Raw genomic sequence first — 23,747 nt, forward strand, 5'->3', positions numbered from 1 at the left:
CGGGATGCAGGACGGTCATGCGTCCTAGAACGATGGTTGGTCTTCCATGACTGATGCTGAGACACGGCTTGTCATTTTCGATTGCGACGGCGTGCTCGTCGATAGCGAGCCGATATCCGTCAACGTTCTCGTCAAGGCGATGAACGATCTCGGCGTGCCGATCACCGAAGACGAGGTCTATGGCCGATTTCTGGGCAAGAGCCTCGCGACTGTCATCGAAACGATGAAGAGCGACTATCACGTCCATGCCGGCGAGGAGTTTCTCGAGCGGATGCGGGTCGATCTTTATGGCCGGTTCCGTAAGGAGCTGAAGCCGATCGAAGGCATCGGCGAGACCATCGACGCGCTCGATATTCCCTGCTGTGTCGCCTCGTCGAGCCAAGTCGAGCGTATCAAGCTTTCACTTTCCGTCACCGGGCTGATCGGCAAGCTGCCGAATATCTTTAGCGCCAGCATGGTGAAAAACGGCAAGCCGGCACCGGACCTTTTTCTGCATGCAGCGCGTGAAATGCAGGTCGAGCCGAAGAATTGCGTGGTGATCGAAGACAGCCCGGCGGGCATCGAGGCGGCAAAGGCCGCCGGTATGCGCGTCTTTGCCTTTACAGGCGGTTCCCACGCCAATTTCGAGGGCTATCGTGCTGAACTTGACCGGCTTTCGCCCGAAGCCGTGTTTGACGTGATGCCTGAATTGATACACCTTATCCAGAAACAAAAGCTGGATGGGATGCACCCCTGATGCATGATCACGTGGTTGCGGTGGATGTTGGCACCGGCAGTGCGCGCGCCGGCGTCTTCGATGCCGGCGGCCGGTTGCTGGGCAAGGCCGAGCATCCAATCATCATGAACAGGCCGCGGGAAAACCACGCCGAGCACGATTCCGAAAATATCTGGTCCGCCGTCTGCATCTCGGTGCGCAAGGCCGTTGAGCAATCGGGCGTGGCGCCTGCTTCAATCGGTGCGATCGGCTTTGACGGGACGTGCTCGCTCGTCGTGCGCGATGTCGAGGGCAGGCAGATTTCTGTTTCGACCGGCGGCGAGAAGCGCTTTGACACCATCGTCTGGCTGGATCACCGGGCGCTGCAGGAAGCGGATTTCTGCACGGCGACGCAGCATGCCGTTCTCGAACATTCCGGGCATTTCATGTCTCCTGAGATGGAGATGCCGAAGCTGATGTGGCTGAAGACGAAGCTGCCGGGCACCTGGATGAATGCCGGCTACTTCTTCGATCTTGCCGATTTCATGACCTGGAAGGCGACCGGATCGCTGGCGCGCTCACGCTGCACGCTGACGGCGAAATGGAATTATCTGTCGCATGAGAAAGGCGGCTGGCGGAAGGACTTCCTGGCGCAGATCGGTCTCGACGATCTGCTAGAGCGGGGACACCTGCCTGATGAGACGGTGCCGGTCGGTTCCAGCGTCGGCACGTTGACGCAGGAGGCGGCCTCGGCGCTCGGCCTGACAACGGCCTGCCATGTTGCTGCCGGGATGGTCGATGCCTATGCGGGCGCACTCGGCACTCTTGGCGGCTATGCGGCCGATCCGCGCGAGCTTGAACGCCAGCTGGCACTGATTGCCGGCACATCAAGCTGCATCGTTTCGTTTTCGCGCGAACGGCGGCCGAGCCACGGCATGTGGGGGCCATATTACGAAGCGGTGTTTCCGCAGTCCTGGCTTGTCGAAGGCGGCCAGTCTGCGACCGGCGCCCTGCTTGATCATATCGTGCGCATGCATGCGGCCGGCGGCGAGCCGACGGCGGCGCTGCATCAGAAGATCGCCGCCCGTGTCGCTCAGCTCCGTGCTGAAGAAGGCGACGATGCGCTTGGCGCCAGGATCTTCGTGCTACCGGATTTTCATGGCAACCGCTCGCCGCTTGCCGATCCCCACGCCGTCGGCGTCGTCAGTGGGCTGACGCTCGATACGTCCTTCGACGGTCTTTGCGCGCTCTATTGGCGGACTGCCGTCGGGATTGCGCTTGGTATCCGCCATATCCTCGAGACGATGAAAGAATACGGCTACGTTCCGGATACGCTGCATGTGGCCGGCGGCCACGTGAAGAACCCTGTGCTGATGGAGCTTTATTCCGACGCGACGGGATGTAAGGTTGTGGTGCCGAAAATGAATGAAGCCGTCCTGCTCGGTACGGCGATCGCGGCTTCCGCCGCCTGCGGATTACACAAGGATCTGGCAGCGGCCGGAACCGCAATGTATCCCGGCGGCGACGAACGCAGCCCGAATGCGGCCAAGCGGGCGATGTACGACCGCGAATACCGGCGGCTGCTGGCCATGTACCGGCATCGCGCCGAACTGGAAGCCATGGATTAGCCGCCGCCGCGGCCTTCGCCGAGGATGGCGCCGAATTCCGCCATGCGGCGTTCGCGCTGGAAGGCCTCGTCGCCGGCCGCGGCGATCACCGTTTCCGAAAGGCAATCGAGCAGGGCCATCAGCGGCGGCAGGTTGTCTTCATCCGGCACGCGTGACGGCGGCAGTGTCAGCATGATGTTCGACTGTTCCGGCATCCAGTCATTGTTTTCCGCAGTGATCAGCACCACCCGGTAGCCGTAGCGCCTTGCTGTTCTGGCAAGCAGCCTAGCGCGGGCAAAGCGCCGGCAATCGATGATGACGAGCAGGGCGCCTTCGCCGGTCTGTCGGGCGAAGAGTTCGGCAAAGCGGCTCCCCGATCCATCGAGCGCGCGAACGCCATCGCGTGCGTGGGTAAGGCGCTGGGCAAAATGCGAAGCGAAACCGGTCAGGCGTACATGGGTGGCGATGAAGACTTCTCGGGCGCTTGAAATCATTGACGCCGCCTCGGCCCATTGGGGCTGCGCGGTCAGGTGGTAGATATGGTGCATCGCCTGGATCTGTTCGGTAACCAGCAGCGCTAGCGGCTTGCCGCTCGATGCGTCGGTCTGCAGCTCGTTGAGCGAGGTCTGCAACTGAACCGGCGATGTGACCGCCGTTTCGCGGATATGGATCTTGACGCTGTCGAGGCCCTGATAGCCGAGCGCCCGCAGGAAGCGCCCGACCGTCATTGGGCTAAGATCCAGCCGGTCGGCCACCGAGGCTGCGGTTTCAAAGGGCAGGTCGTTCAGATGCTCGGTGAAATACTTCGCGATCCGGCGCTCCGCTGGCGTGCCGGACTTCACGTAATGCCTGAGCTTCTGGACGAAGTCTTCCACGCAACGGGCCCCTCACTGGCGAAAACGCGTCTTGCGGATGCGCGCGGGCGAGACTTGCCGTTTGCAACTATTTCCGGAAGCTGCGTCTCAGGCTCAAGTTTAGATCGAATATTTTCCAGTATATATTAGTGTTCAATTGCAGACAAGTTTTCCATTGCTGCATGTACTTTTATTTCGGCTTGCCGTTCTGCGCGGGGATTCCTACATCCTGGGTCAAACCACGGAGACGCCACGCATGATCCCTGACGCCGCCCGCCTGTCCTTCCGCAACCTGCTTGCTCCCGAGACACGCTCAGTGTTCTGGAAGGTGCTGGGTTTGACGCTTCTGGTGCTGGTCGGGCTGTGGTTCGTGCTGCGCAGCCTGTTTGCGACGCTGCTCTTTCCCTGGATTGCTGGTTTCTTTCCACAGATGCCCGAATGGGCGGGTTGGCTGAGCTTCGTCTTAGCCATTCTCGCCGGCCTTGGGCTGGCGCTCGGCCTTGCCCTGCTTCTGTCGCCGGTGACGGCGTTGATTGCCGGACTGTTTCTGGATGACGTTGCAGAGGTTGTGGAGAAACGCGATTATCCGAACGACCGGCCGGGCACGGCAATGCCGCTTGGACCGGCGTTGACGAGTTCGATCAAGTTCCTCGGCGTGGTGATCCTCGGCAATATGATCGCGCTGTTTCTGCTCTTCATCCCCGGCGTCAATCTGATCGCCTTCTTCGTGGTGAACGGTTACCTGCTCGGGCGGGAATTCTTCGAGTTTGCGGCAATGCGCTTCCGGCCGCCGGAGGAGGCCCGCGCCTTCCGGGCAAAGCACGGATCGACGGTCTTCCTGGGCGGCCTTGTCATCGCGGCCTTCCTTGCTGTGCCGTTTCTCAACCTTCTGACGCCGCTCTTTGCCGCAGGCATGATGGTGCACCTGCACAAGCTGGTGTCGCAGAAGGATGCCGCTTTCAAAGTCTGAATCAGGCTGGCAGTGCCGAAGCGTCGTACATGGCGGCGAATTCGGCGCTCGGTGGGATCGGCTTGATGATGTCGATCAGCACGCCGTTGGGGTCGGCGGTGATGAAGTGCCGCTGGCCGAAATCCTCGTCACGCAAATCGCGCATGATCGGCAATCCCGCGGCCTTGCAGGCCGCGTAGATTGTATCGACATCCTCGACCTCGAAATTCAGAAGCAGGCCGGAGACCTTGCCGCGCGCCTGCTCGGGGATGGTCTTGTGGCTGCCGTCCAGGATCGCGAGGTTGACCCGCTCGTCTTCGGCGGATTGCAGGTGGACATACCAGTCGCTTTCGAAAAGCGCCTGAAAGCGGAAATGCGTCATGTAGAAAGCCGCCGTTGCCGCCACGTCGCCGGTCATGATGACCGGATAACAGCTCGTCGATTTCATTTCATTGCTCCTTTTCAATTTACATACAGTTTGTATGTTTTTTCGTTTAACATACATGCGGTGTGTATGTAAATAGGCGATATGACCAGGACCAATCGCGAACGAACCGAACAGACGCAGCAGGCACTGATCGCGGCTGCACGGCGCCTCTTTGTCGACAAAGGCTATGCCGAGACCGCGACGCCGGACATCGTCTCGGCGGCGGGCGTGACGCGGGGGGCGCTCTATCACCATTTCGAAGACAAACGGGCGCTGTTCCGGGCGGTCATCGAGCTCGAGGCAGAAAAGGTGGCGGAGGAGATCGAGAGTCGCTCGGCGGATGCGGGATCTCCAAGGGATGCACTGCTCACGGGTGCATCGGCCTATTTCGATGCCATGGCGGCTGAGGGACGTACACGGCTGTTGCTGCTGGAGGCGCCAGCGGTTCTCGGCGCCGAGGCTTCGGCGATCGACCGGGAGAATGCGGAGGAAAGCCTGCGCCGGGGTTTGGCGGCGATGCTGCCCGCAGCGGCGGCGCAGCTTGGACCGCTGACGGCATTGTTGTCGGCCGCCTTCGATCGCGCTGCTATCGAGATCGAGCAGGGTGGGGTGCGGGAGGACTACGAGCAGGCGATCGCCAGCCTAGTCGACGGCCTCACCGATCATCTGCGGCGGTAGCTCGACGAGCGGCGCGGGGATGTCCCACGTCTTCTCGGCAGACTTGCAGATATCGGCGATGACGCAGCGCTCGCATTCGGGGCGTCTCGCCTTGCAGGTATAGCGGCCATGCAGGATCAGCCAGTGGTGGGCGTGGTAGAGATACTGCTTCGGCACCACCTTCATCATGCGCTCTTCGACCTCATCGGGCGTCTTGCCCGGCGCGAGCCTGATGCGATTGGCGATGCGGAAGATGTGGGTATCGACGGCCATCGTCGCCTGGCCGAATGCCATGGAGAGCACGACATTCGCGGTCTTGCGGCCGACGCCCGGCAGGCGGATCAGCTCTTCGCGCGTCTGCGGCACGACACCGCCGAATTTATCGACCAGCATCTGCGACAAGGCAATGACGTTCTTCGCCTTGTTGCGATAGAGGCCGATCGTCTTGATGTAATCGCGGACCTTTTCCTCGCCGAGGACAAGCATCCTTTCCGGCGTATCGGCAGCCTTGAACAGGGCGCGCGTCGCCTTGTTGACGCCGGCATCCGTCGCCTGCGCCGAGAGCGCCACGGCAACCACCAGGGTGAAGGGGTTGCTATACTCCAGCTCGCCCTTCGGTTCCGGCCGCTGGATCGAGAAGCGGCGGAAAATCTCTTCCCGCTCGGCTTCGGAATAGGCGCTTCGGACCGCCGCCGTCTTGCGGCGGGCGATCACTTTTGAGTTTTGCGAAATGCGGGAAGCGGATTTGAGTTTCGGTTCGGCCATCGACAATCTATACTCACCAGCCATGACGGAAAGCAACGCCGACAGCGCGGTCGAACAGCCTGTTTTCGCCGCCGAACTCTTCCCCTACCGGTCGCTCGGCCGCAAGGGATTTCGTGTGCTGCTGGTGCTCTCTGGCGCCGTCTGCTTCATGCATGCGGTATTCTTCGTCGCGACTGGCGCCTGGCCGATCGGCTTTTTCTTCGGTCTCGATTTCGCGCTTCTCTACGGTGCCTTCTGGCTGAACTACCGCTCCGGCCGTGCGCGGGAGGAGGTCACCGTTTCGCGAAGCGACGTGGCGATCCGCAAGTTTGCGCCTTCAGGCAAGATGATCGAACACCATTTCAATCCGTTCTGGACCCGCTTCCTGGTGCGGCGGCATGAGGAGATCGGCATTCTCTCCATGCATGTTGCGGGTGAGGGGCGGCGCACGGATATCGGCTCATTCCTCAATCCCGATGATCGCGAAAGTTTTGCCAAGGCCTTCAAGGGTGCGCTGGCGACAGTGAAGCAGCGGATCTGAAAGCAGCGCAAGAAACGGGTGGTTTCGCAGATCCCGCTTGATTATCTCCTTATACAAGGAGAAACACGATGAACATGATCGCAAATCTGAACAGAGACATCACGCCTGATGGTCCCGATTACGAGACCGTTCGCCGGGTCATCGAATTGATCACCGAGGATTATCGCGACCAGCCTTCGCTGGAAGACATCGCAGCGCGCCTCAACCAATCGCCGACGCAACTACAGAAGACCTTCACGCGCTGGGCCGGGCTTTCGCCCAAGGCCTTCCTGCAGGCGGTGACGCTCGATCACGCCAAGCGGCTGCTGCGCCAGGAAGAGCTGCCGTTGCTGGAGACCTCCTTCGAGGTCGGTCTCTCCGGCCCCAGCCGTCTGCACGATCTGTTCGTAACCCATGAGGCCATGTCTCCGGGGGAGTGGAAAGCAAGGGGCGGCGGGCTGACCATTCGCTACGGTTTCCACACCTCGCCCTTCGGCGTCGCGCTGGTAATGGCCACCGATCGCGGGCTGGCCGGGCTCGCCTTCAGCGATCTCGGCGACGAGGCGGCCTGCCTGGAGGATATGACCTGCCGTTGGCCGAATGCCGAGTATGTCGAAGACCGGCAGGCGACGGCGCCTTATGCCGAGCGGATATTCCAGCCCGGAAAATGGTCATCCGAGCAGCCGCTTCGCGTCGTGCTGATCGGCACCGATTTTCAGGTTCGGGTTTGGGAAAGCCTGCTGAAGATTCCCTTCGGCAAGGCCGTGACCTATAGCGACATCGCCAATGACATTGGCAGCCCGAAGGCCATGCGTGCAGTCGGTGCGGCTGTCGGCGCCAACCCGATCTCCTTCGTCGTGCCGTGTCACCGCGCGCTTGGCAAGAGCGGAGCGCTGACGGGATATCACTGGGGTCTGACGCGCAAGCGGGCGATGCTCGGCTGGGAGTCGGCGCACGCCTGAGGGCGTTCAGGCTTCGGCCAGTTCCAACAATGCCTTCGCCGCGCTCTCGTCGGTGATCAGCGTATTGCAGCCGATCCGCTTGATCGTGGCGCGGATGGCGGTGGCGCGGTGCGCGCCGCCGGAGGAGAGTACTATGTGCTTTGCCTTTTTCAGCGTGTCGAGATCGACCGACATGACGCGGCTGTTGATCGAGTGATTGACTGTGTTTCCGTCCCTGTCGAGGAAGTTGAACATCGTGTCGCAGACGCAGCCGGCGTCGATAAGCTCCTGCAGCTCGGCCTTCGAAATCCATCCCTCGGACAGCGAGGTCGAATGCGGGCCGATATCGCCGCAGGAGACGATTGCCAGATCGAGGTTTTCGGCGAGACGGTAGATCGAGTCCAGGCCGCATTTATCGATCAGGTTGCGTTTGGTCTCGATGGAATCGACCAGCAGTGGCGCCAGGAACATGTAGCACTCGGCGCCGAGCTGGCTCGCCAGCCGCCAAGTGTAATCTATGGGATTGGTCTGATGCACGGCAACGACGCCGCCAAGCAGCGAGACGACCTTGCAATTGTCGCGCCGGGGCGAGCGGAAGCTTGAGAGCGAAGCGGTCATCGTGCGGCCCCAGCCGACGCCGATCGTGTAATTGTCGGGGATGGCTTCGGAGAGAAACTGGCCGAGCGCCAGGCCGACGCTTTTCGCCAGCGCATTAACGTCGCTGTTTGCGGGGGAGGGCACGACAATTGCCTCATCAAGGCCGTAGGCGCGCTCGAGCTTGACCGAAAGCTCGACACAGTCGCCGATCGAATCGTTGATCCAGATCTGCACTTCGCTGCGCTTCATCGCTTCGTCGAGGAGGCGGATGACGGTGGTACGGCTGATGCCGAGCTGCTCGGCAACGTCCTTCTGCGTGAGGCCCTGATTGTAATAGAGCCACGCCGCCCTGAGCCTCAGCGAGGAAGCTTCGGAATAGGCGGTGTGCGTGCCGCGCTTCAGCTTGACCACATCTTCTCCCGCGAGAATTTCACCCTAATTGCCTGCAGCAAGCGAAAGGCGCTCGGGCATCGCATTGTTCCCGCCGATAATGACGGGTGTGACACTTATGTCAATTGAAATGCACAAATGTCCTTGACTTTCGATGAACGGAATTGCGATATTATCCGCGACAGACGTCGTTCTTGTCCGTCCGAGGAGGACAGTGTGCGGGCATACGGAAAGTCAGGACCGGCCTTGGTGCCGCAGGCATTGCCTGCGCCGAATTATCGCGCCATTCTTTCGGCTCCGGCCCGGAACATTGCCGGTGCAACTCCCGTTAGCTCAACAGCCGTGATGGAGCCGCGCTTCTTCGCCTGCAACACGAACGTCAGCATTCCGTAGATCACCTCTTTTCCGGGCGAAGGTCGCGCCGGTTCGCAGCTCAGTCACAAAGGATTTTGACCATGACATCCAAGCTTGACCAACTCCGCGAGATAACCACGGTGGTTGCCGATACCGGCGACATCGAGGCGGTGGCGCGCCTGAAGCCCGTCGATTGCACCACGAACCCGAGTATCGTTCTGAAGGCACTCGGCACGCCGATGTTTGCCGATGCGATCAAGGAAGGCGTTGCCTGGGGCAAGAAGCAGGGCGGCAATGCCGAGGCTGTTTCGGCCGCCGTTGCCGATCGCCTGGCGATCTCCGTTGGTGCCGCGCTCTCGAAGCTGGTGCCTGGCCGCGTCTCGACGGAAGTCGATGCCGACCTTTCCTTCGACACCAAGGCTTCGATCGACAAGGCTCACAGCATCATCGCCGGCTACAAGGAACGTGGCATCGAGAAGGACCGTATCCTGATCAAGCTCGCATCCACCTGGGAAGGCATCCGCGCTGCCGAAGTGCTGCAGAAGGAAGGCATCGACTGCAACCTGACGCTGCTCTTCTCGAAGGCACAGGCCGTCGCCTGCGCTGACGCCAAGGTGTTCCTGATCTCGCCCTTCGTCGGCCGTATTCTCGACTGGTACAAGAAGTCGACGGGCAAGGATTACACGCCTGAGGAAGATCCGGGCGTGGTCTCCGTTCGCGATATCTACAACTACTACAAGGCCAACGACATCAAGACGATCGTCATGGGTGCCTCGTTCCGCAGCGCCGGTGAAATCGAAGCGCTGGCCGGTTGCGATCGCCTGACGATTGCGCCGAACCTGCTCGATGAACTGTCGAACGACCAGGGCAAGCTCGAGCGCAAGCTGTCGCCGGAGACGGTGAAGCCGGCTGCGAAGATCAGCGTCGATGAAAAGACGTTCCGCTGGATGATGAACGAAGATGCGATGGCGACCGAAAAGCTCGCCGAAGGCATCCGCGCGTTCGCCAAGGATCTCGGCACGCTGCGCGGCATGGTGCAGAAGGAACTGCAGCTCGCTGCTGCCTAAGGCCTTTGCACAAGTCCTTGAAAGGCCCGGACGCCGATGGTGCCCGGGCCTTTTTCATGTTTCATTTCATCAGCTGAGACGGGAGAAGCGGAATGGCAGGCGGGAAGCGCTCCGGGTTTATGACCTATGCAATCAGGCATGGCAGTTTCATCATCGCTTTCGCTGCCGGGTTTGCTGTGTTCCTGCTGCTGACGTCCCGCGACGTGAATGCCAAGAACGTGCTGGTCGGCTGGAATGTGACGGCGATCGTCTTCATCGCCATCAGCTGGCGCAAGATGCTGCGGGCGACCGTTTCCGATATCCGCCGCCGCTCCGAAGACCTCGATTTTTCCGATACGTTCGTGCTGTTCCTGTCGATCGCCGCCGCCGTTGCGAGCATTGCCGGTATCGGTCTCGAGCTTCATTCGGTGAAGGACGCGCCAGCCGATGTGGCGCTGAGACGGGCCATGGCGGCGATCGTCACCATCCTGATTTCCTGGGTTTTCCTGCACACGCTCTTCACCATCCACTATGCCCACCGTTTTTATGGCGGGCGGGACAAGGCTGAAGGTCTGGTTTTCCCCGACAAGATAGAGGAGCCCATCTATTGGGACTTCCTCTATTTCTCCTTCACCATCGGTGTCGCCGCGCAGACGGCCGATATCGGCCTGTCGTCGCGCACCATGCGCAAGATCGCGCTGCTGCATGCCGTGCTTTCGTTTCTCTTCAACACGACAATCCTGGCGCTGGCGATCAATGTCGGGGCGAGCCTGCTCTGAGGCTCGCCGCTTTTTGCGCTAGAGGATCGCCTGTCCTGCCATCAGTGCAAGGACGAGGAAGATCAGGAAGATCACCAGGGCAATGCCGAAGAGGACGCGCGCGATCGTCGCGGTCGCAGCGGATATGCCCGAGAAGCCGAAGAAGCCGGCGATCAGCGAAATGACGAAAAATATGAGAGCCCACTTAAGCATGGAGGTTTCCTCTGTGTTGGACGCAGAAGAAGACGCGGAAGACGGCAATTTGTTCCCGTCGCATAATAAAATCGATTGAAATAACAGGCGATTTTCCAATCTGCCTTCATCGGCCGGTCGCAGGGCTTTTCAACCGGGCCTTGATCTGTTTCAAACTTTTTCCAGGAAGAGCCCCCAATTCCTAAGGGTCGCGATCTGCCGCGTATCTGCGCTGCAGGCGCGCTGAAGGCGTGGGGATTTTCTCATCGATTTGCCCCATCGACGAAAGTGCCTTGATGTCCTCCTTCTTTGATCCCGCCGTCATTTCCATCTATCTCGAAGTCATCATGATCAACATCATCCTCTCCGGGGATAATGTGATTGTCATCGGCATGGCGGCGGCCGGTCTGGCGCCCGAGCTGCGCGGCAAGGCGATCGTCGCAGGCATTGCCGCGGCTGCAGTGATCCGCATCGTCTTCGCCATCATCGCCGCCGAACTGCTCGTCATCAAGGGGATCAACCTGATCGGCGGCTTCCTGCTGCTCTGGATCTGCTGGACGATGTTCAAGGAACTTCGGGAGGCGGGCGAAGAAGAGGGTGGCGATGACGCGGCCGGGCATCATGCGCACAAGCCGAAACTTCTGCGTCAGGCGATCGGGCAGATCATCTTCGCCGATCTTTCGATGTCGCTCGATAACGTTCTGGCGGTGGCGGGTGCCGCGAAATCGAACATGACGGCGCTGGTTTTCGGCCTCATTCTCTCGGTCGTTCTCATGGGCGTCGCCTCGAACTTCGTCGCCAAGCTGCTCAGCCGCTTCCGCTGGATCGGCTGGATCGGTCTTGCCATCATCGTCTATGTGGCGCTCGACATGATCTGGGAAGGCGGCTGGGAGCTATGGGCGCTCTATGGTGCCCAGGTGGTCACCTAAGACTTCAGGCCTGAAAGCAGGGCGATCAGCTGCGCCTGCCGTTGAGTGCCCGTCTTGGCGAGTACGCGTTTGACGTAGCCGCGCGCCGTTTCATATTGCAGTCCGCAAATGGTGGCGATCTCCCGCGGCGAGGAGCCGTCAAGCAGCAGTTTTGCCACCGTGGCCTCCTGCGGTGTGAGTGCAAAGGTGCTGCGCAGCAGCTCAATGCTCGGTCCTTCGCGTTCTGCAAGGTCGGTGATCAGAACGACAACGCTGGAATGGGCAAAGAGGTCTGCGGCGAGACCCTGAAGCTTCTGGACGCGGGCGACCAGCGGCGGCTTTCCGCTTCGGGATATGCGGACAGAGGGAAGATCGATGAACAGCGCACCATCGGCCGCCGACAGGACCTGCCGCTGCAGCTGCGCCGCCTCGCTCTGCTTTGCCGAGAAGAACTCCCCGCCTGCGACGCGGACTTCGTCATCGAGTAGCTTTTCGGCCCGGCTGTTGAGATAGGTAATCCGTCCTTTGCGGTCGAAGAAGATTGCTGCGGCGGCAGTGAGGTCGAAGGCGTCTCCCATGCCGCCGACCTTTGCCGCATCGAGGGTCCGGACGATCTCCGCGGCGGCCGAGAGCCGGGATTGCATGGCGAGCAGCAGCGGTTCGTCGGAGCGGTCGAAGGGCGTGTCGTTCATGCCCCGCTGCAGATTGATGCTGAGGGTGCTGCCCCTGATTTCGAAGAGGACCATTGCGGAATAGCGCAGGCCGAAGCGCGCCAGGAAATCGGTGTAGAAGGCTTGGCGCTCAAAATCGGCGCTGTTTGCGATGTCGTGTTCGATCACCACGCCCTTGCTGAGGCCGATCGGCAGGCCGCGCTCGCGAAAGTCGCGCTTGTACCAGCCTTCGGCGAAATAGACGTCGAAGGCCTCCAGAAAATTGGGGGTGGTGAGCACGCCAGCTTCGAATTTTCCACGCACGGGCATGATGTGCGCGCCGGTCGAACCGGTCGCGCGGCTGATCGCCTCCAGCGTGCCGGCCCAAGTCTCCGGCATCAATGCGGAATCCATCAAGCCGGCAAGTGCGCGCTCGAGTTCTGCAATATTAATTACCGATGCCATTGAAACTTATCAGCCTTCATAGCCCCCCGCGGCCATTGCCAAGGCTTTGCTCAAATATGGAGCAGATGTTCGTTCAACGCAATATTGAAATATATCAACAAAAAGACCGCCGTAGTTGTTCACGGCGGCCTCGTATCACAAATATGTTATTGCAATAACCCCTTCGGGTTATTTCAGCCGTGGTTGATCATTACGTGGCGGACCGCCGTGTAGTCTTCCAAAGCATAGACCGACATGTCCTTGCCGTAGCCGGATTGCTTGACGCCACCATGCGGCATCTCGTTGACCAGCATGAAATGCGTGTTGATCCAGGTGCAGCCGTACTGCAGGCGGGCTGCCGTCTTCATGCCGCGGCCGATATCCTTGGTCCAGACGGAAGAGGCCAGGCCGTAGTCGCTGTCATTCGCCCAGGTGACGGCATCCTCGACATCGCTGAAGCGGGTGACCGAGACAACGGGACCGAAGACTTCGCGGCGGACGATCTCATCGTCCTGCGTCGCGCCGGCAATGACCGTCGGGGTGAAGAAAAAGCCCCTGTCGCCGGACGCCTTGCCACCGGTGGTGACTTCCATGTGCTTGTGCTCGGAAGCCCGCGCGACGAAACTTTCGACGCGGTCGCGCTGACGCTTGGAGATCAGCGGGCCGATTTCGTTTTCGATGTCGTCGGCTTGGTTGAACTTGATCGAGGAGACGGCGGAGGAGAGGTCGGCGACGAATTTGTCGTAGACCTTGGCGTCGGCATAGATGCGGCAGGCGGCGGTGCAGTCCTGACCGGCATTGTAATAGCCGAAGGTACGGATGCCGGCGACCACAGCGTCGATATCGGCATCGTCGAAGACAATGACCGGGGCTTTGCCGCCGAGTTCCAGATGGGTGCGCTTGACGGTTTTGGCAGCGGCCTGCAGCACTTTCTTGCCGGTGGCGACATCGCCGGTGATCGAGACCATGCCGATCTTCGGATGGTTGATCAGCGCGTTGCCGACGCTCTCGCCGCGGCCGAGGATGACGTTGACGACGCCTTCGGGCAGGATTTCGGAGAGCAGCTTGGCCATCTTCAGCGCCGTCAGCGGCGTCTGTTCGGAGGGCTTGAAGACAACGGTGTTGCCACCGGCGATCGCCGGGGCCAGCTTCCAGGCCATCATCATCAGCGGGTAGTTCCAGGGCGCGATCGAGCCGACGATGCCGATCGGATCGCGGCGGATCATCGAGGTGTGACCGGGCAGGTATTCGCCGGCGGCGGGTGTGTGCAGATTGCGCACGGCGCCCGCAAAGAAGCGGTAGCAATCGACGATCGCCGGGATTTCATCGTTGAGAACGGCGTTGATCGGCTTGCCGCAGTTCAGCGCTTCCAGCGCCGCGAAACCCTGCGCATCCCGCTCGATCGCGTCGGCGATCTTCAGGAGGTAGGAGGAGCGCTCGCCGGGCGTCGTCTGCGACCAGCTCTTGAAGGCCTTCTCGGCGGAATCGACGGCGGCGTCGACCTGGCCGAGCGACGCTTCCGGCAGATCCAGCACCTTTCCGCCCGTCTTCGGGTTCAGGACGTGTTCTTCCGTTTCCGTGCCCGCTTCGAAGCGCGAGCCGATCAGCATTTGGGTGTCCATGATGTTCTCCCTTTTGTTCAGCGAGCGGATGGGGGCATCCCACTCTGGTTATTTTCCGGCGCCGGCAATCTGGTCGCCGTCGCGGGTGAGGTAATAGGCTGCGAGGATCGGCAGGAAGGTAACCAGCACGACGACCATGGCGACCACGTTGGTGACGGGGCGTTGGCGCGGGCGGATCAGCTCTTCCAGCATCCAGATCGGCAGCGTCGATTGCTGGCCACCGGTGAATGTGGTGACGATGACTTCGTCGAAAGACAGTGCAAAGGCAAGCATGCCACCGGCCAAGAGTGCCGTGCCGATATTCGGCAGGACGACATGGCGGAAGGTCTGGAAGCCATCGGCGCCGAGATCCATCGAGGCCTCGATCAGCGACCCCGATGTGCGGCGGAAGCGGGCAACCGCGTTGTTATAGACGACCACGACGCAGAAGGTGGCGTGGCCGAGCACGATCGTCCAGACCGAGAACGGGATATCGAACAGGCTGAAGGCCGAGCGCAGCGCAATGCCGGTGATGATGCCGGGCAGGGCGATCGGCAGGATGACGAGCAGCGAGATCGCCTCACGGCCGAAGAATTTCGTCTGGCTGACGGCTGCGGCGCAGAGCGTGCCGAGCACCAGCGCGATGGCGGTGGCGATGCAGGCGACCTGAACGGACAGCCCGAGTGCCGACCAGACGTCCGGGCGGTTCCAGGCAATGCCGAACCACTGCAGGGTCAGGCCGGGCGGCGGCCACTGGTAGCTCTTCTCTTCCGTCGTGAAGGCATAGACGAAGATCAGCAGGATCGGCAGATGCAGGAAGAGCAGCCCGCCTGCGGCGGCGATCTTGAGGATCAGAGGGGATCGTTGTCCGCGATCAGAGCGCATCGAAAGCTCCCTGTTTTTTGGCAAGCCAGAGATAGATAGCCATGATGACGATCGGCACGACGGAGAAGGCAGCGGCGAGCGGTACGTTTCCGGCCGTGCCCTGCTGCGTATAGACGGCCTGGCCAATGAAGAGGCGCGAGGAGCCGATGATCTGCGGGATGATGTAATCACCGAGCGTCAGCGAGAAAGTGAAGATCGATCCGGCGACGATGCCCGGCAACGCCAAAGGGAAGAGCACGGTGCGGAAGGTCTGGCGCGGGGTGGCGCCGAGATCCGAGGAGGCCTCGATCAGGTTGCCCGGCACGCGCTCGAGGGCGGCCTGCGTCGGCAGGATCATGTAGGGCAGCCAGATATAGACGAAGACGATGAAGGTGCCGAGGTAGCTGACGGAGAGCGAATTGCCGCCGATAACGGGCAGGTTCAGGATGCCGTCGAGCAGCCAGGAGAGATAGAGCTTGTCGAAGAACCAGGTGAGGATGCCTTCCTTGGCGAGGATGAGCTTCCAGGCGTAGATCTTCACCAGATAGCTCGACCAGAGCGGCAGCATGATGCCGAGATAGAAGAGCGCTTTCCATTTTCCCTGCGCGTAACGCGCCGCATAATAGGCGATCGGGAAGGCGATGAAGGCGGAGGCGATGGTGACAAGAGCCGCCATGACCACCGTGCGGACGATGATGTCGAAATTGGTCGGGTTCAGCAGCTGCGCATAGGTGGACAGCGTGAACTCATAGCTGATCATCCCCGAGAAATCGTCGATCGAGAAGAAGCTTTGCAGCAAAAGAGCGATCAGCGAGCCGATATAGATGATGCCAAGCCAGAGCAGCGGCGGTGTCAGCATCAGGAACAGAAGCAGTTTCGGGTGCCGCCAGAAGGCGTCGGAGAGGCTGCCGAAGAAGCCGCCGCGGCCGGGCAGGATCGACGTGTCCTTGCCTGTCATCGCAATGGCGCTCATGCCGCGTCATCCATGTAGTGGACGTCGCCCGGCTGCCAGCCGAGGCGGACGCTGGAGCCAACGTCTGGCACATCGGCGCCGGCGGGCAGCATCACATGCAGGCGGGTGCCGCGGATATCAACGGTCAACCGGGTTGCAGCGCCGAGGAAGCTGGCATTCTCGACCCTTGCCTCTGCGCCATCGCCGAGGCGGATTGCTTCGGGGCGAAGGCTCGCCCAGCGCTTTTCGCCGCCGAGAGAGGCCATGAATTCAGGGGCGATGACGTTGGACGAGCCGACGAAATCGGCGACGAAACGCGTTTTCGGGCGGCGGTAGATATCGTGCGGCGTGCCTTCCTGAACGATGCCGCCATCGTTGAAGACGGCAACACGGTCGGCCATGGACAGCGCCTCCCCCTGATCGTGGGTGACGAAGACGAAGGTGATGCCGAGGGCGCGCTGCAGGCTCTTCAGCTCTTCCTGCATCTGTTCGCGGAGTTTGAGATCGAGCGCGCCGAGCGGCTCGTCGAGGAGCAGCACCTTCGGCTTGTTGACGAGGGCACGCGCCAGCGCCACACGCTGCCGCTGGCCGCCCGAGAGCTGGCCGGGGCGGCGGGCGCCGTAGCCGGGCAACTTGACCAGTTCCAGCGCCTTTTCGGCTTCCCGCAGCCGCTCAGCCTTGCCGACGCCCTTGACCATCAGCCCGTAGGCGACATTGTCGAGAATGTTCAGGTGCGGGAAGAGCGCGTAGTCCTGGAAGACGGTGTTGACGTTGCGGCGGTAGGGCGGAACGCCTTCGGCAGTTTCGCCGAAAATCTGGATGTGGCCGCTGGTCGGCTGCTCGAAGCCGGCGATCAGCCGGAGGCAGGTGGTCTTGCCGGAGCCGGAGGGGCCGAGCATGGCGAAGAACTCGCCCGGCGCGATCTCGAGATCGACGCCATCGACGGCGCGGACCTGGCCGAAGTGACGCGAGACCTTCTGGAAACGGACGGCGGGTGTCATGTGGGGGAAAGCTCCTCGCAATTTATAAGATGGCGGTCGACGGAGAGACGGTTCTGCCGTGGGGCTCACCCCCTCTGTCCTGCCGGACATCTCCCCCACAAGGGGGGAGATCGACCTGTTGCTTGCGCCTCGCTAAAACGGTGGGCGCAGAGCGAGCGGCTCCGCCCAGCCAATCTCCCCACCTGTGGGGGAGATGCCCGGCAGGGCAGAGGGGGCGCTGCGAGCGCCGAGGTTAGCGTTTACCGCCCGCCGATCACGCCGACATAATCAGATACCCAACGATGGTACGGCACGCATTCGCTCTGCGTCGTGCACTTGGCAACCGGGGTCTTCCAGAACTTGATCTTGTCGAAATGGTCGAAGCCGTTGGTGGCGCAACCGGTGTCGGTCATCAACTCGTTGCCCTTGCAGGCGGCCGGGACCGAGGGAACGGCGCCGAACCAGGCGGCGGCATCGCCCTGAACCTTGGCGGACAGCGAGTGTTCCATCCACATGTAGGCGCAATTCGGATGCTCGGCGTCGGCATGCAGCATCGTCGTATCGGCCCAGCCGGTGACGCCCTCTTCAGGGAAGGTCGAGGCAATCTTCTGCTTGTCGGCCTGCATCAGGTTGACCTGGAACGGCCAGGAACCGGAAGCGACGACGCCTTCGTTCTTGAAGTCGTCGATCTGGATCATGGCATCATGCCAGTAACGGGAAACGAGCTTGCGCTGGCCGCGCAGCAGGTCGAGAGCTGCCTTATACTGGTCTTCGTTGAGTTCGTAGGGATCCTTGATGCCGAGCTCCGGCTTGTGGGCCATGAGATACATGGCGGCATCGGCGATATAGATCGCGCCGTCATAGGCCTGGACGCGGCCTTTGTTGGACTTGCCGTCCGGCAGGGTTTCTTCCTCGAAGACCACCTTCCAGCTGGTCGGCGCCTTATCCTTGAAGGCGTCGGTGTTGTACATCAGCACGTTCGGTCCCCAGAGGTAGGGAACGCCGTAATGCACGCCGCCGACCGTGTACCACGGACCCTGCTGCAGGCGCGGATCGACATTCTTGAAGCTAGGGATCAGATCGGTGTTGATCGGCTGGACGCGCTTGCCGGCAATGAGGCGAAGCGAAGCGTCGCCGGAGGCGGTGACGAGGTCGAAGCCGCCTTCGTTCATCAGCGAGACCATTTCATCCGACGTCGCCGCGGTCTTTACGGTGACCTTGCAGCCGGTGTCCTTTTCGAAGCCGGTGACCCAGTCGTAATTCTTGTCGGTTTCGCCCCGCTCGATATAGCCGGCCCAGGCAACGATGCTGACAGCACCTTCACCCTTGCCCAATGTCTTCAGCGGTTCTGCGGCAATCACCTGCGTTGCGAAACTCAGGCACGCGAGTGCGGCCGTGCAGGATTTCAAGAGATTCGTCATCGTCTGTCTCCCGGTTTGAGCCGCTTGTTGCGGCATTTTGTTCCCGGTTGAAAAGTTGCGATGAAAAATCCGCTTTCGCAAATTCATTTATCAGAAAGGTGATATCGGAAATTCCGATAGATCAGGAGCGGATACGGCCTGAGCGCATGCTTTCAGCGATGCCGACGAAATCCCGCGCCGCCTGCGGCAGGCTCGATCCCTTGCGCCAGACCATGCCAACCTGCACCACCGGCAGGGAGCCCGAGACATCGCGGCTCTCGATACGGTCGCCTTCCAGCGACCAGGGACGGTAAACGAGGTCGGGCAGTAGTGCGACACCAGCGCCGGTTGCGACGAGGCTTCGCACCGCTTCGACCGAGCGTGTACGGAAGGCGACATGCGGGCGGGCGCCGAGCGCCGAGAGCAGCTTGCCGGTATTCTCCTCGATTTCATCGACCGTCAGCATGATCAGCGGCTCGCGGGCGATATCGGCGACGGAGATGATGTCGGCGGAGACGAGCGGATGCCCCATCGGCAGCCACAGGCGGTAGGGCGAAGTCTCCAGGATTTCCGCCTGAAGCGCCATGCGGTCGCGCAGGTTGGAGATCACCATGACGGCGACATCGAGTTCGCCGCCGACGAGGAGATGTTCCAGATAGCCGCCGTTGTCCTCAATGGCGCTGACATCGACGCCCGGGCAGGCGCGGCGGTAGCGCGCCAGGAGATCGGAGAGCACATAGCCGGCGACCAGCGAGGTGACGCCGATATTGAGCGTTCCCGACAGCGCGCTCTGCTGTCCGGAAAAGCTGGTGCGGGCATCCGAAACAGTTGCGAGGATTTTCGTCGCATGGCGCAGAAACTGGTGGCCATTATGGGTGATGGTCAGTCCGCGCGGGTGGCGATCGAAGAGCGTGACGCCGAGATCCGTTTCCAGCTCCTTCAAGGCTTCCGTGACCGACGATTGGGAGATCGAAAGATTCTGCGCCGCGCGCGTCACCGAACCCTGTTCGGCAACGGCGACAAAATATTGGAGCTGACGAAGCGTGAAGGCCATGCGGCTTTAGAGCATGCCGAAATACAGCCTGACAAGTCTGTGAATATCCGGACCTTTTTTGGTGTTTTATTCTCACCGATGCGTTTTTACTGATGCCACTTAAGCATTCCGAAACGTCGTTTCACTAGCTTTCCGAACATGTATCGAGTTGGAGTCTTGTCGATGGCGGAGCAGTTGGCGTGAAGGCCTTACTGCGCATATTCCGGCCTTCCCGGAAGCTGGCAATCGTTATCGGCGGCATGGCGCTTTTCGCGGGCGCTTCCGGCGGCGCAGCGCTTTATATTGGCAAGGACAAGATTCTCGGCCCTCCGGCGGAGGAGGTCAACGGCGTTTCCTGTACCGATGTCACGCTGGTGACGATCAAGAAACAGGACCATGTCTGGCTCCGCAAATACATCAAGACAGAACCGACCGATGGCGTCACGCGTGTCCGCACCGCGCTTCGCGTGGCGCAGGCACTCTATAACGACAGCAAGCCCGATCTGGTGCAGGTCGTGGTGCTGGATCAGAACGGCCCGACCGTGCGTTCGGATATCCGCGGCCGGGCGATCGGCGCCGATGTCGTCTATATTCCGCATCCCGAAAAGATGATCGAGGGTATCGACGACAAGCCGTTCACGGCGCGCTACTACGACGGCCAGGCAAGTGCCAACGGTCTGTTCTTCGGCGAGCGCGTCGATCTTCCCGAAACCGAAATCCAGGCGCTGAACGCCTCGTTCAACGAGCATTCCGATTGCATCGACCCGACCGCTGTCGCCTCGACCGAAGGCGGAGAAGGTGGCGGCAAGAAGGGCGGCAAGGGCCAGAAGGCCAAGGGCGGCGAGGGCGAGGGCGAAGCACCCGCGGCCGAGGGCAAGGAAGGCGAAGTGCCAGCAGCCGAAGGTGGCGGCGAAGGCGGCGAGGCCGCGCCTGCCAAAAGCGGGCACTGAGATTTTCAACAGTTCAGCCGGTGACGGCAAAGAAAAAGCGGAGCGTCCTTTCGGGCGCTCCGCTTTTGTCGTTTAGAGTATCTGTTCTCAGTCTGCCTTGGCGCGGCGGGCCGGGAAGAGAATGACGTCGCGGATCGAAGGTGCGTTGGTGAGCAGCATGATCAGGCGGTCGATACCGATGCCGAGGCCACCCGCGGGCGGCATGCCCTGGTCGATGGCGTCGAGGAATTCGTCGTCGAGCTGCTTGTCCTTTTCACCGCGGGCGTGCGCCTGCTCCAGCTGCTCGACCATGCGGCGGCGCTGTTCTTCGGGATCGTTCAGTTCCGAGAAGGCATTGCCCAGTTCCCAGGCGTTGCAATAGGTCTCGAAGCGTTCGACGAGGCGCGGTTCGCCCGGCACTTCCTTGGCGAAGGGCGAGATGTCCTTCGGGAAGTGAGTGACATGGCTCGGCTGGATCAGCGTGGCCTCGACCTTTTCTTCAAAGATGAAGGCCAGGCATTCGCCCCAGGTCCAATCCTTCTCGACTTCGAAACCGGCAGCCTTGGCGGCCGCGCGGGCTTCTTCGTCGGTCTTCATTGCCAGGAAATCGATGCCGGTCACTTCCTTGACGGCATCAGGCATCGGCACGCGTTTGAACGGACCCTTGAAGGACAGCGTCTTGTCGCCGAACGGGAATTCGGTCGAGCCGTGGATCTGCAGTGCGAGCGTTTCGAACAGCCGCTCGACGAGGTCCATGATGTCCTCGTAGTCGGCATAGGCCCAGTAGCACTCCATCATTGTGAATTCAGGATTGTGCCGGGTGGAAACGCCTTCGTTGCGGAAGTTGCGGTTGATTTCGAAGACCTTGTCGGTCAGGCCCGAAACCAGCGTACGCTTCAAAAACAGTTCCGGCGCAATGCGCAGGTACATGTCGAGCTTCAGCGTGTTGTGATGCGTCTTGAACGGCTCGGCGGTGGCGCCGCCATAGACCGAATGCAGCATCGGCGTCTCGATTTCCATGAAGCCGTCATTTTCCATGAAGCGGCGCACGCCCGAAACGATCTTCGAGCGCTGCTGGAAGCGGAGCTTGGACTCTTCGTTGGTCATGATGTCGAGATGGCGCTTGCGATAGCGGATCTCGATGTCGGAAATGCCGTGCCACTTCTCCGGCATGGGGAGAAGCGACTTGGTCAGCATGGTGATTTTGCGGGCATTGATCGACAGCTCGCCGCGCTTGGTGCGGCGCACGGTGCCGGTGACGCCGATGATGTCGCCCATATCGATCATGCCAAGCATGTTGCGGGCTTCTTCCGGCGTCACGTCCTTGTGGCTGAAGATCTGGATCTTGCCGCCGGCGTCATGGATATCCATGAACATTCCCGAGTTGCGCGAGGAATAGACGCGGCCGGCGACGGTGACGACATCCTGCGTCTCGACGTCGGATTCCAGATCCTTGTACTTTTCTGACAGCTCGGCGTTGGTCATCGTCCGGTGGAAATGCGCCGGATAGACGTCGCCGATCTGCTCGCGTAGCAGCTTGAGCTTCTGGGCGCGCACTTCAGTGGCGTCGGAGGAAAGGGTCGCTGTTTCGGTCTTTTCGGTCATGGTGCAAATGTCCGGTTCAGTTCTTCGGGCCGACGAGAGAGGCGACTGCCTGGGATGCGAGCTTGAGGCGCTGACGCACGACCGAGCGGCCGAGGATCGCCATGGAATCGAAGAGCGGCAGCGAGCGCGACGAGCCGGAGACGGCGACGAAGAGCGGCGCTACCACGACCTTCAGCTTCTTGCCCATGCGGTCGGCAATCGCGCGCAGTTCGGCTTCGATCGTCTCGACATTCCATTCGAGGATCTTTTCGAGATCCGGCTGAACAGTGTTGAGGATCTCGAGGATCTCTTCCGGCGGCGACTTGATCTTGGCAAAGGCCGAGGGATCGAGGCCGAGGTCGGACTTCAGCAGGAAGCCTGCGAGCTCCGGCAGTTCTCCGAGCTTGGAGATGCGCGACTGCGACAGGCGAAGACCGGCCTTCAGGCGATCGTTCTCCATCGCCCAGGTCAGGACGCGAGCCTGGAATTCCTCTTCCGACATCTTCTCGCGGATCCAGCGGCCGTTCAGCCAGTCGAGCTTCTGAATGTCAAAAATGGCGCCGGCCTTGGAAAGGTTCTCCGGGTCGAACTTGGCAGCGAGCTCCTCGATATCGAGCAGCTCCTCGCCTTCGGCGATCTGCACGAAGAACAGGCCGAGGAAGTTCATCAGCGCTTCCGGGATATAGCCGAGAGCGGAGTAATAGGAAATCGAGGTCGGGTTCTTGCGCTTCGACAGCTTCGACTTGTCGGCATTGCGCATCAGCGACAGGTGCATGAAGACAGGCGCTTCCCAGCCGAAATAGCGGTAGAGCAGGATGTGCTTCGGCACCGAGGCCAGCCACTCTTCGCCGCGGGCGACGTGGGTGATCTTCATCAGATGGTCGTCGATGACGTTTGCCATGTGATAGGTCGGCATGCCGTCGCCCTTGATGAGCACCTGCATATCGACACTGTCCCACGGGATCGACACGTCGCCGTAGACGCCGTCGTTGAAGTCGCAGGAGCCCTCAGCAGGGATCTTCATACGGATCACCGAGCTTTCGCCTGCAGCCATCTTGGCGCTGACTTCTTCGGCCGAGTATTTCAGGCAGAGACCATCATATTTCGGCGCCTTGCCGGCGGCGCGCTGGGCTTCGCGCATCTGTTCCAGACGCTCGGGCGTGCAGAAACAGCGGAAGGCATGGCCCTTGTCGAGCAGTTCCTGGCCGTAGGGCGTGTACATGTCCTTGCGGTCGGACTGGCGGTAGGGACCGTAGGGTCCACCGACGTCAGGTCCTTCCGACCATTCGAGACCGCACCACTTCAGCGCGTCCAGCACCTTCTGCTCGAATTCCGGGGTCGAGCGGGTGGCATCGGTATCTTCGATGCGCAGGATGAACTCGCCACCGTTCTTCTTGGCGAAGAGATAGTTGAAGAGTGCAATATATGCGGTGCCGACATGCGGCTCGCCGGTCGGCGAGGGAGCAATGCGGACGCGGACGCCGGAAGCTGTCATTTGTTTTGTGCCCGTCAAATGAATGCCGACGGCTTTTGCTGTGAAAAGCGGCGTGCGGCAGGAAGAATGCAGATAACTGGATCAGGAAACCGGCCGGATGAGGGCAAGTTGCGCACTTCGCCCGGCGATTGTCCGTTTGGCTGGCCTTAAGGCCATATTCGACCGCGGACGTCAAGA

General features: G+C 61.0%; 24 protein-coding genes. 10 read left to right on the top strand and 14 right to left on the bottom strand.

Translation table 11 applies throughout. The features are described from left to right. Positions 1-46: 46 nt before the first annotated feature. Together AC1DV9_RS23190 and AC1DV9_RS23195 are read left to right on the top strand one after the other, a co-directional pair. Positions 47-736, top strand: coding sequence for an HAD family hydrolase (locus AC1DV9_RS23190; protein ID WP_477950200.1), 690 nt, complete (start codon positions 47-49; stop codon positions 734-736). Next, a complete protein-coding gene (locus tag AC1DV9_RS23195) occupies positions 736-2,322 on the top strand; it encodes an FGGY-family carbohydrate kinase (protein WP_477950201.1) in 1,587 nt (528 codons plus the stop codon). The genes AC1DV9_RS23190 and AC1DV9_RS23195 overlap by 1 nt, the downstream gene beginning before the upstream one ends. Here AC1DV9_RS23195 and AC1DV9_RS23200 read toward each other — a convergent pair. Further along, positions 2,319-3,176, bottom strand: a complete 858-nt coding sequence (locus AC1DV9_RS23200) for a MurR/RpiR family transcriptional regulator (protein WP_112385652.1) — start codon at positions 3,174-3,176, stop codon at positions 2,319-2,321. The two genes, AC1DV9_RS23195 and AC1DV9_RS23200, sit on opposite strands and share 4 nt — an antisense overlap. Positions 3,177-3,411: 235 nt before the next feature. Here AC1DV9_RS23200 and AC1DV9_RS23205 point away from each other — a divergent pair, with 235 nt between their 5' ends. Further along, the gene (locus AC1DV9_RS23205) at positions 3,412-4,125 is read left to right on the top strand and encodes a sulfate transporter family protein (protein WP_477950202.1); all 714 of its coding nucleotides are present in this window, start codon (positions 3,412-3,414) and stop codon (positions 4,123-4,125) included. 1 nt (position 4,126) lies between these two features. Here the strand turns inward: AC1DV9_RS23205 and AC1DV9_RS23210 are convergent, their stop codons facing one another. Beyond that, complete coding sequence (locus tag AC1DV9_RS23210; protein WP_477950203.1) at positions 4,127-4,552, bottom strand: VOC family protein; 426 nt, start codon at positions 4,550-4,552, stop codon at positions 4,127-4,129. Positions 4,553-4,633: 81 nt separating this feature from the next. On the opposite strand from AC1DV9_RS23210, the gene AC1DV9_RS23215 reads away from it, so the two are divergent. Then, complete coding sequence (locus tag AC1DV9_RS23215; RefSeq protein ID WP_477950204.1) at positions 4,634-5,209, top strand: TetR/AcrR family transcriptional regulator; 576 nt, start codon at positions 4,634-4,636, stop codon at positions 5,207-5,209. On the opposite strand, the gene nth is transcribed toward AC1DV9_RS23215, so the two are convergent. Further along, positions 5,174-5,953, bottom strand: coding sequence for an endonuclease III (gene nth / locus AC1DV9_RS23220; RefSeq protein WP_477950205.1), 780 nt, complete (start codon positions 5,951-5,953; stop codon positions 5,174-5,176). The two genes, AC1DV9_RS23215 and nth, sit on opposite strands and share 36 nt — an antisense overlap. A gap of 22 nt (positions 5,954-5,975) precedes the next feature. Here nth and AC1DV9_RS23225 point away from each other — a divergent pair, with 22 nt between their 5' ends. Next, entirely contained in the window at positions 5,976-6,473 is a 498-nt protein-coding gene (locus AC1DV9_RS23225; RefSeq protein WP_112537121.1) for a DUF2244 domain-containing protein, read from the top strand. Between the two features lie 68 nt (positions 6,474-6,541). Continuing rightward, positions 6,542-7,414 (top strand): methylated-DNA--[protein]-cysteine S-methyltransferase, encoded by an 873-nt coding sequence (locus AC1DV9_RS23230; protein WP_310296808.1) that lies wholly within the window; start codon positions 6,542-6,544, stop codon positions 7,412-7,414. A gap of 6 nt (positions 7,415-7,420) precedes the next feature. Here the strand turns inward: AC1DV9_RS23230 and AC1DV9_RS23235 are convergent, their stop codons facing one another. Next, positions 7,421-8,401, bottom strand: a complete 981-nt coding sequence (locus AC1DV9_RS23235) for a sugar-binding transcriptional regulator (protein ID WP_477950206.1) — start codon at positions 8,399-8,401, stop codon at positions 7,421-7,423. A gap of 434 nt (positions 8,402-8,835) precedes the next feature. Here AC1DV9_RS23235 and tal point away from each other — a divergent pair, with 434 nt between their 5' ends. Continuing rightward, positions 8,836-9,801: a transaldolase gene (gene tal, locus AC1DV9_RS23240; protein WP_112385645.1), complete on the top strand. Its 966-nt coding sequence runs from the start codon at positions 8,836-8,838 to the stop codon at positions 9,799-9,801. 92 nt (positions 9,802-9,893) lie between these two features. After that, on the top strand, positions 9,894-10,559 hold the full coding sequence (locus AC1DV9_RS23245; protein ID WP_477950207.1) for a DUF1345 domain-containing protein: 666 nt from the start codon (positions 9,894-9,896) through the stop codon (positions 10,557-10,559). Positions 10,560-10,577: 18 nt separating this feature from the next. Here AC1DV9_RS23245 and AC1DV9_RS23250 read toward each other — a convergent pair whose 3' ends face one another. Beyond that, positions 10,578-10,751 (bottom strand): DUF1328 domain-containing protein, encoded by a 174-nt coding sequence (locus tag AC1DV9_RS23250; RefSeq protein ID WP_112385643.1) that lies wholly within the window; start codon positions 10,749-10,751, stop codon positions 10,578-10,580. A 275-nt stretch (positions 10,752-11,026) separates the two neighbouring features. On the opposite strand from AC1DV9_RS23250, the gene AC1DV9_RS23255 reads away from it, so the two are divergent. Continuing rightward, on the top strand, positions 11,027-11,659 hold the full coding sequence (locus AC1DV9_RS23255; protein WP_310296816.1) for a YjbE family putative metal transport protein: 633 nt from the start codon (positions 11,027-11,029) through the stop codon (positions 11,657-11,659). On the opposite strand, the gene AC1DV9_RS23260 is transcribed toward AC1DV9_RS23255, so the two are convergent. The 7 genes from AC1DV9_RS23260 to AC1DV9_RS23290 form a co-directional block, all read right to left on the bottom strand. Next, the gene (locus tag AC1DV9_RS23260) at positions 11,656-12,753 is read right to left on the bottom strand and encodes a helix-turn-helix transcriptional regulator (RefSeq protein ID WP_477950208.1); all 1,098 of its coding nucleotides are present in this window, start codon (positions 12,751-12,753) and stop codon (positions 11,656-11,658) included. The genes AC1DV9_RS23255 and AC1DV9_RS23260 overlap by 4 nt on opposite strands. Before the next feature lie 173 nt (positions 12,754-12,926). Next, positions 12,927-14,354, bottom strand: a complete 1,428-nt coding sequence (locus tag AC1DV9_RS23265; RefSeq protein WP_477950209.1) for a gamma-aminobutyraldehyde dehydrogenase — start codon at positions 14,352-14,354, stop codon at positions 12,927-12,929. Between the two features lie 48 nt (positions 14,355-14,402). Further along, complete coding sequence (locus tag AC1DV9_RS23270) at positions 14,403-15,218, bottom strand: ABC transporter permease (protein ID WP_112385640.1); 816 nt, start codon at positions 15,216-15,218, stop codon at positions 14,403-14,405. Further along, the gene (locus AC1DV9_RS23275) at positions 15,208-16,170 is read right to left on the bottom strand and encodes an ABC transporter permease (RefSeq protein ID WP_112516850.1); all 963 of its coding nucleotides are present in this window, start codon (positions 16,168-16,170) and stop codon (positions 15,208-15,210) included. Before AC1DV9_RS23275 ends, AC1DV9_RS23270 begins: the two co-directional genes overlap by 11 nt. Further along, complete coding sequence (locus AC1DV9_RS23280) at positions 16,167-17,150, bottom strand: ABC transporter ATP-binding protein (protein ID WP_477950210.1); 984 nt, start codon at positions 17,148-17,150, stop codon at positions 16,167-16,169. Before AC1DV9_RS23280 ends, AC1DV9_RS23275 begins: the two co-directional genes overlap by 4 nt. 239 nt (positions 17,151-17,389) lie before the next feature. Beyond that, positions 17,390-18,550 (bottom strand): ABC transporter substrate-binding protein, encoded by a 1,161-nt coding sequence (locus tag AC1DV9_RS23285; RefSeq protein ID WP_112537075.1) that lies wholly within the window; start codon positions 18,548-18,550, stop codon positions 17,390-17,392. A 121-nt stretch (positions 18,551-18,671) separates the two neighbouring features. Beyond that, a complete protein-coding gene (locus tag AC1DV9_RS23290; protein ID WP_112385636.1) occupies positions 18,672-19,583 on the bottom strand; it encodes a LysR family transcriptional regulator in 912 nt (303 codons plus the stop codon). Between the two features lie 179 nt (positions 19,584-19,762). Here AC1DV9_RS23290 and AC1DV9_RS23295 point away from each other — a divergent pair, with 179 nt between their 5' ends. After that, entirely contained in the window at positions 19,763-20,512 is a 750-nt protein-coding gene (locus AC1DV9_RS23295; protein ID WP_477950211.1) for a hypothetical protein, read from the top strand. A gap of 87 nt (positions 20,513-20,599) precedes the next feature. On the opposite strand, the gene lysS is transcribed toward AC1DV9_RS23295, so the two are convergent. Both lysS and gltX read right to left on the bottom strand, forming a co-directional pair. After that, positions 20,600-22,096, bottom strand: a complete 1,497-nt coding sequence (lysS, locus tag AC1DV9_RS23300; protein WP_477950212.1) for a lysine--tRNA ligase — start codon at positions 22,094-22,096, stop codon at positions 20,600-20,602. A 16-nt stretch (positions 22,097-22,112) separates the two neighbouring features. Then, positions 22,113-23,570 carry a glutamate--tRNA ligase gene (gltX, locus tag AC1DV9_RS23305; protein ID WP_112516845.1) on the bottom strand — a complete coding sequence of 486 codons (1,458 nt, stop codon included), beginning with the start codon at positions 23,568-23,570 and terminating at the stop codon, positions 22,113-22,115. Between the last annotated feature and the right edge of the window lie 177 nt (positions 23,571-23,747).

This window comes from Rhizobium sp. 01L410 (genome assembly GCF_056400165.1).

Coding starts and splice junctions, on each gene's coding strand:
- AC1DV9_RS23285 (WP_112537075.1), bottom strand. CDS start 18,550: ATGACGAATCTCTTGAAATCCTGCACGGCCGCACTCGCGTGCCTGAGT.
- AC1DV9_RS23190 (WP_477950200.1), top strand. CDS start 47: ATGACTGATGCTGAGACACGGCTTGTCATTTTCGATTGCGACGGCGTG.
- AC1DV9_RS23270 (WP_112385640.1), bottom strand. CDS start 15,218: ATGCGCTCTGATCGCGGACAACGATCCCCTCTGATCCTCAAGATCGCC.
- AC1DV9_RS23275 (WP_112516850.1), bottom strand. CDS start 16,170: ATGAGCGCCATTGCGATGACAGGCAAGGACACGTCGATCCTGCCCGGC.
- AC1DV9_RS23250 (WP_112385643.1), bottom strand. CDS start 10,751: ATGCTTAAGTGGGCTCTCATATTTTTCGTCATTTCGCTGATCGCCGGC.
- AC1DV9_RS23255 (WP_310296816.1), top strand. CDS start 11,027: ATGTCCTCCTTCTTTGATCCCGCCGTCATTTCCATCTATCTCGAAGTC.
- lysS (WP_477950212.1), bottom strand. CDS start 22,096: ATGACCGAAAAGACCGAAACAGCGACCCTTTCCTCCGACGCCACTGAA.
- AC1DV9_RS23205 (WP_477950202.1), top strand. CDS start 3,412: ATGATCCCTGACGCCGCCCGCCTGTCCTTCCGCAACCTGCTTGCTCCC.
- AC1DV9_RS23290 (WP_112385636.1), bottom strand. CDS start 19,583: ATGGCCTTCACGCTTCGTCAGCTCCAATATTTTGTCGCCGTTGCCGAA.
- AC1DV9_RS23265 (WP_477950209.1), bottom strand. CDS start 14,354: ATGGACACCCAAATGCTGATCGGCTCGCGCTTCGAAGCGGGCACGGAA.
- nth (WP_477950205.1), bottom strand. CDS start 5,953: ATGGCCGAACCGAAACTCAAATCCGCTTCCCGCATTTCGCAAAACTCA.
- gltX (WP_112516845.1), bottom strand. CDS start 23,570: ATGACAGCTTCCGGCGTCCGCGTCCGCATTGCTCCCTCGCCGACCGGC.
- AC1DV9_RS23225 (WP_112537121.1), top strand. CDS start 5,976: ATGACGGAAAGCAACGCCGACAGCGCGGTCGAACAGCCTGTTTTCGCC.
- AC1DV9_RS23260 (WP_477950208.1), bottom strand. CDS start 12,753: ATGGCATCGGTAATTAATATTGCAGAACTCGAGCGCGCACTTGCCGGC.
- AC1DV9_RS23195 (WP_477950201.1), top strand. CDS start 736: ATGCATGATCACGTGGTTGCGGTGGATGTTGGCACCGGCAGTGCGCGC.
- AC1DV9_RS23245 (WP_477950207.1), top strand. CDS start 9,894: ATGGCAGGCGGGAAGCGCTCCGGGTTTATGACCTATGCAATCAGGCAT.
- AC1DV9_RS23215 (WP_477950204.1), top strand. CDS start 4,634: ATGACCAGGACCAATCGCGAACGAACCGAACAGACGCAGCAGGCACTG.
- AC1DV9_RS23280 (WP_477950210.1), bottom strand. CDS start 17,150: ATGACACCCGCCGTCCGTTTCCAGAAGGTCTCGCGTCACTTCGGCCAG.
- AC1DV9_RS23230 (WP_310296808.1), top strand. CDS start 6,542: ATGAACATGATCGCAAATCTGAACAGAGACATCACGCCTGATGGTCCC.
- AC1DV9_RS23210 (WP_477950203.1), bottom strand. CDS start 4,552: ATGAAATCGACGAGCTGTTATCCGGTCATCATGACCGGCGACGTGGCG.
- tal (WP_112385645.1), top strand. CDS start 8,836: ATGACATCCAAGCTTGACCAACTCCGCGAGATAACCACGGTGGTTGCC.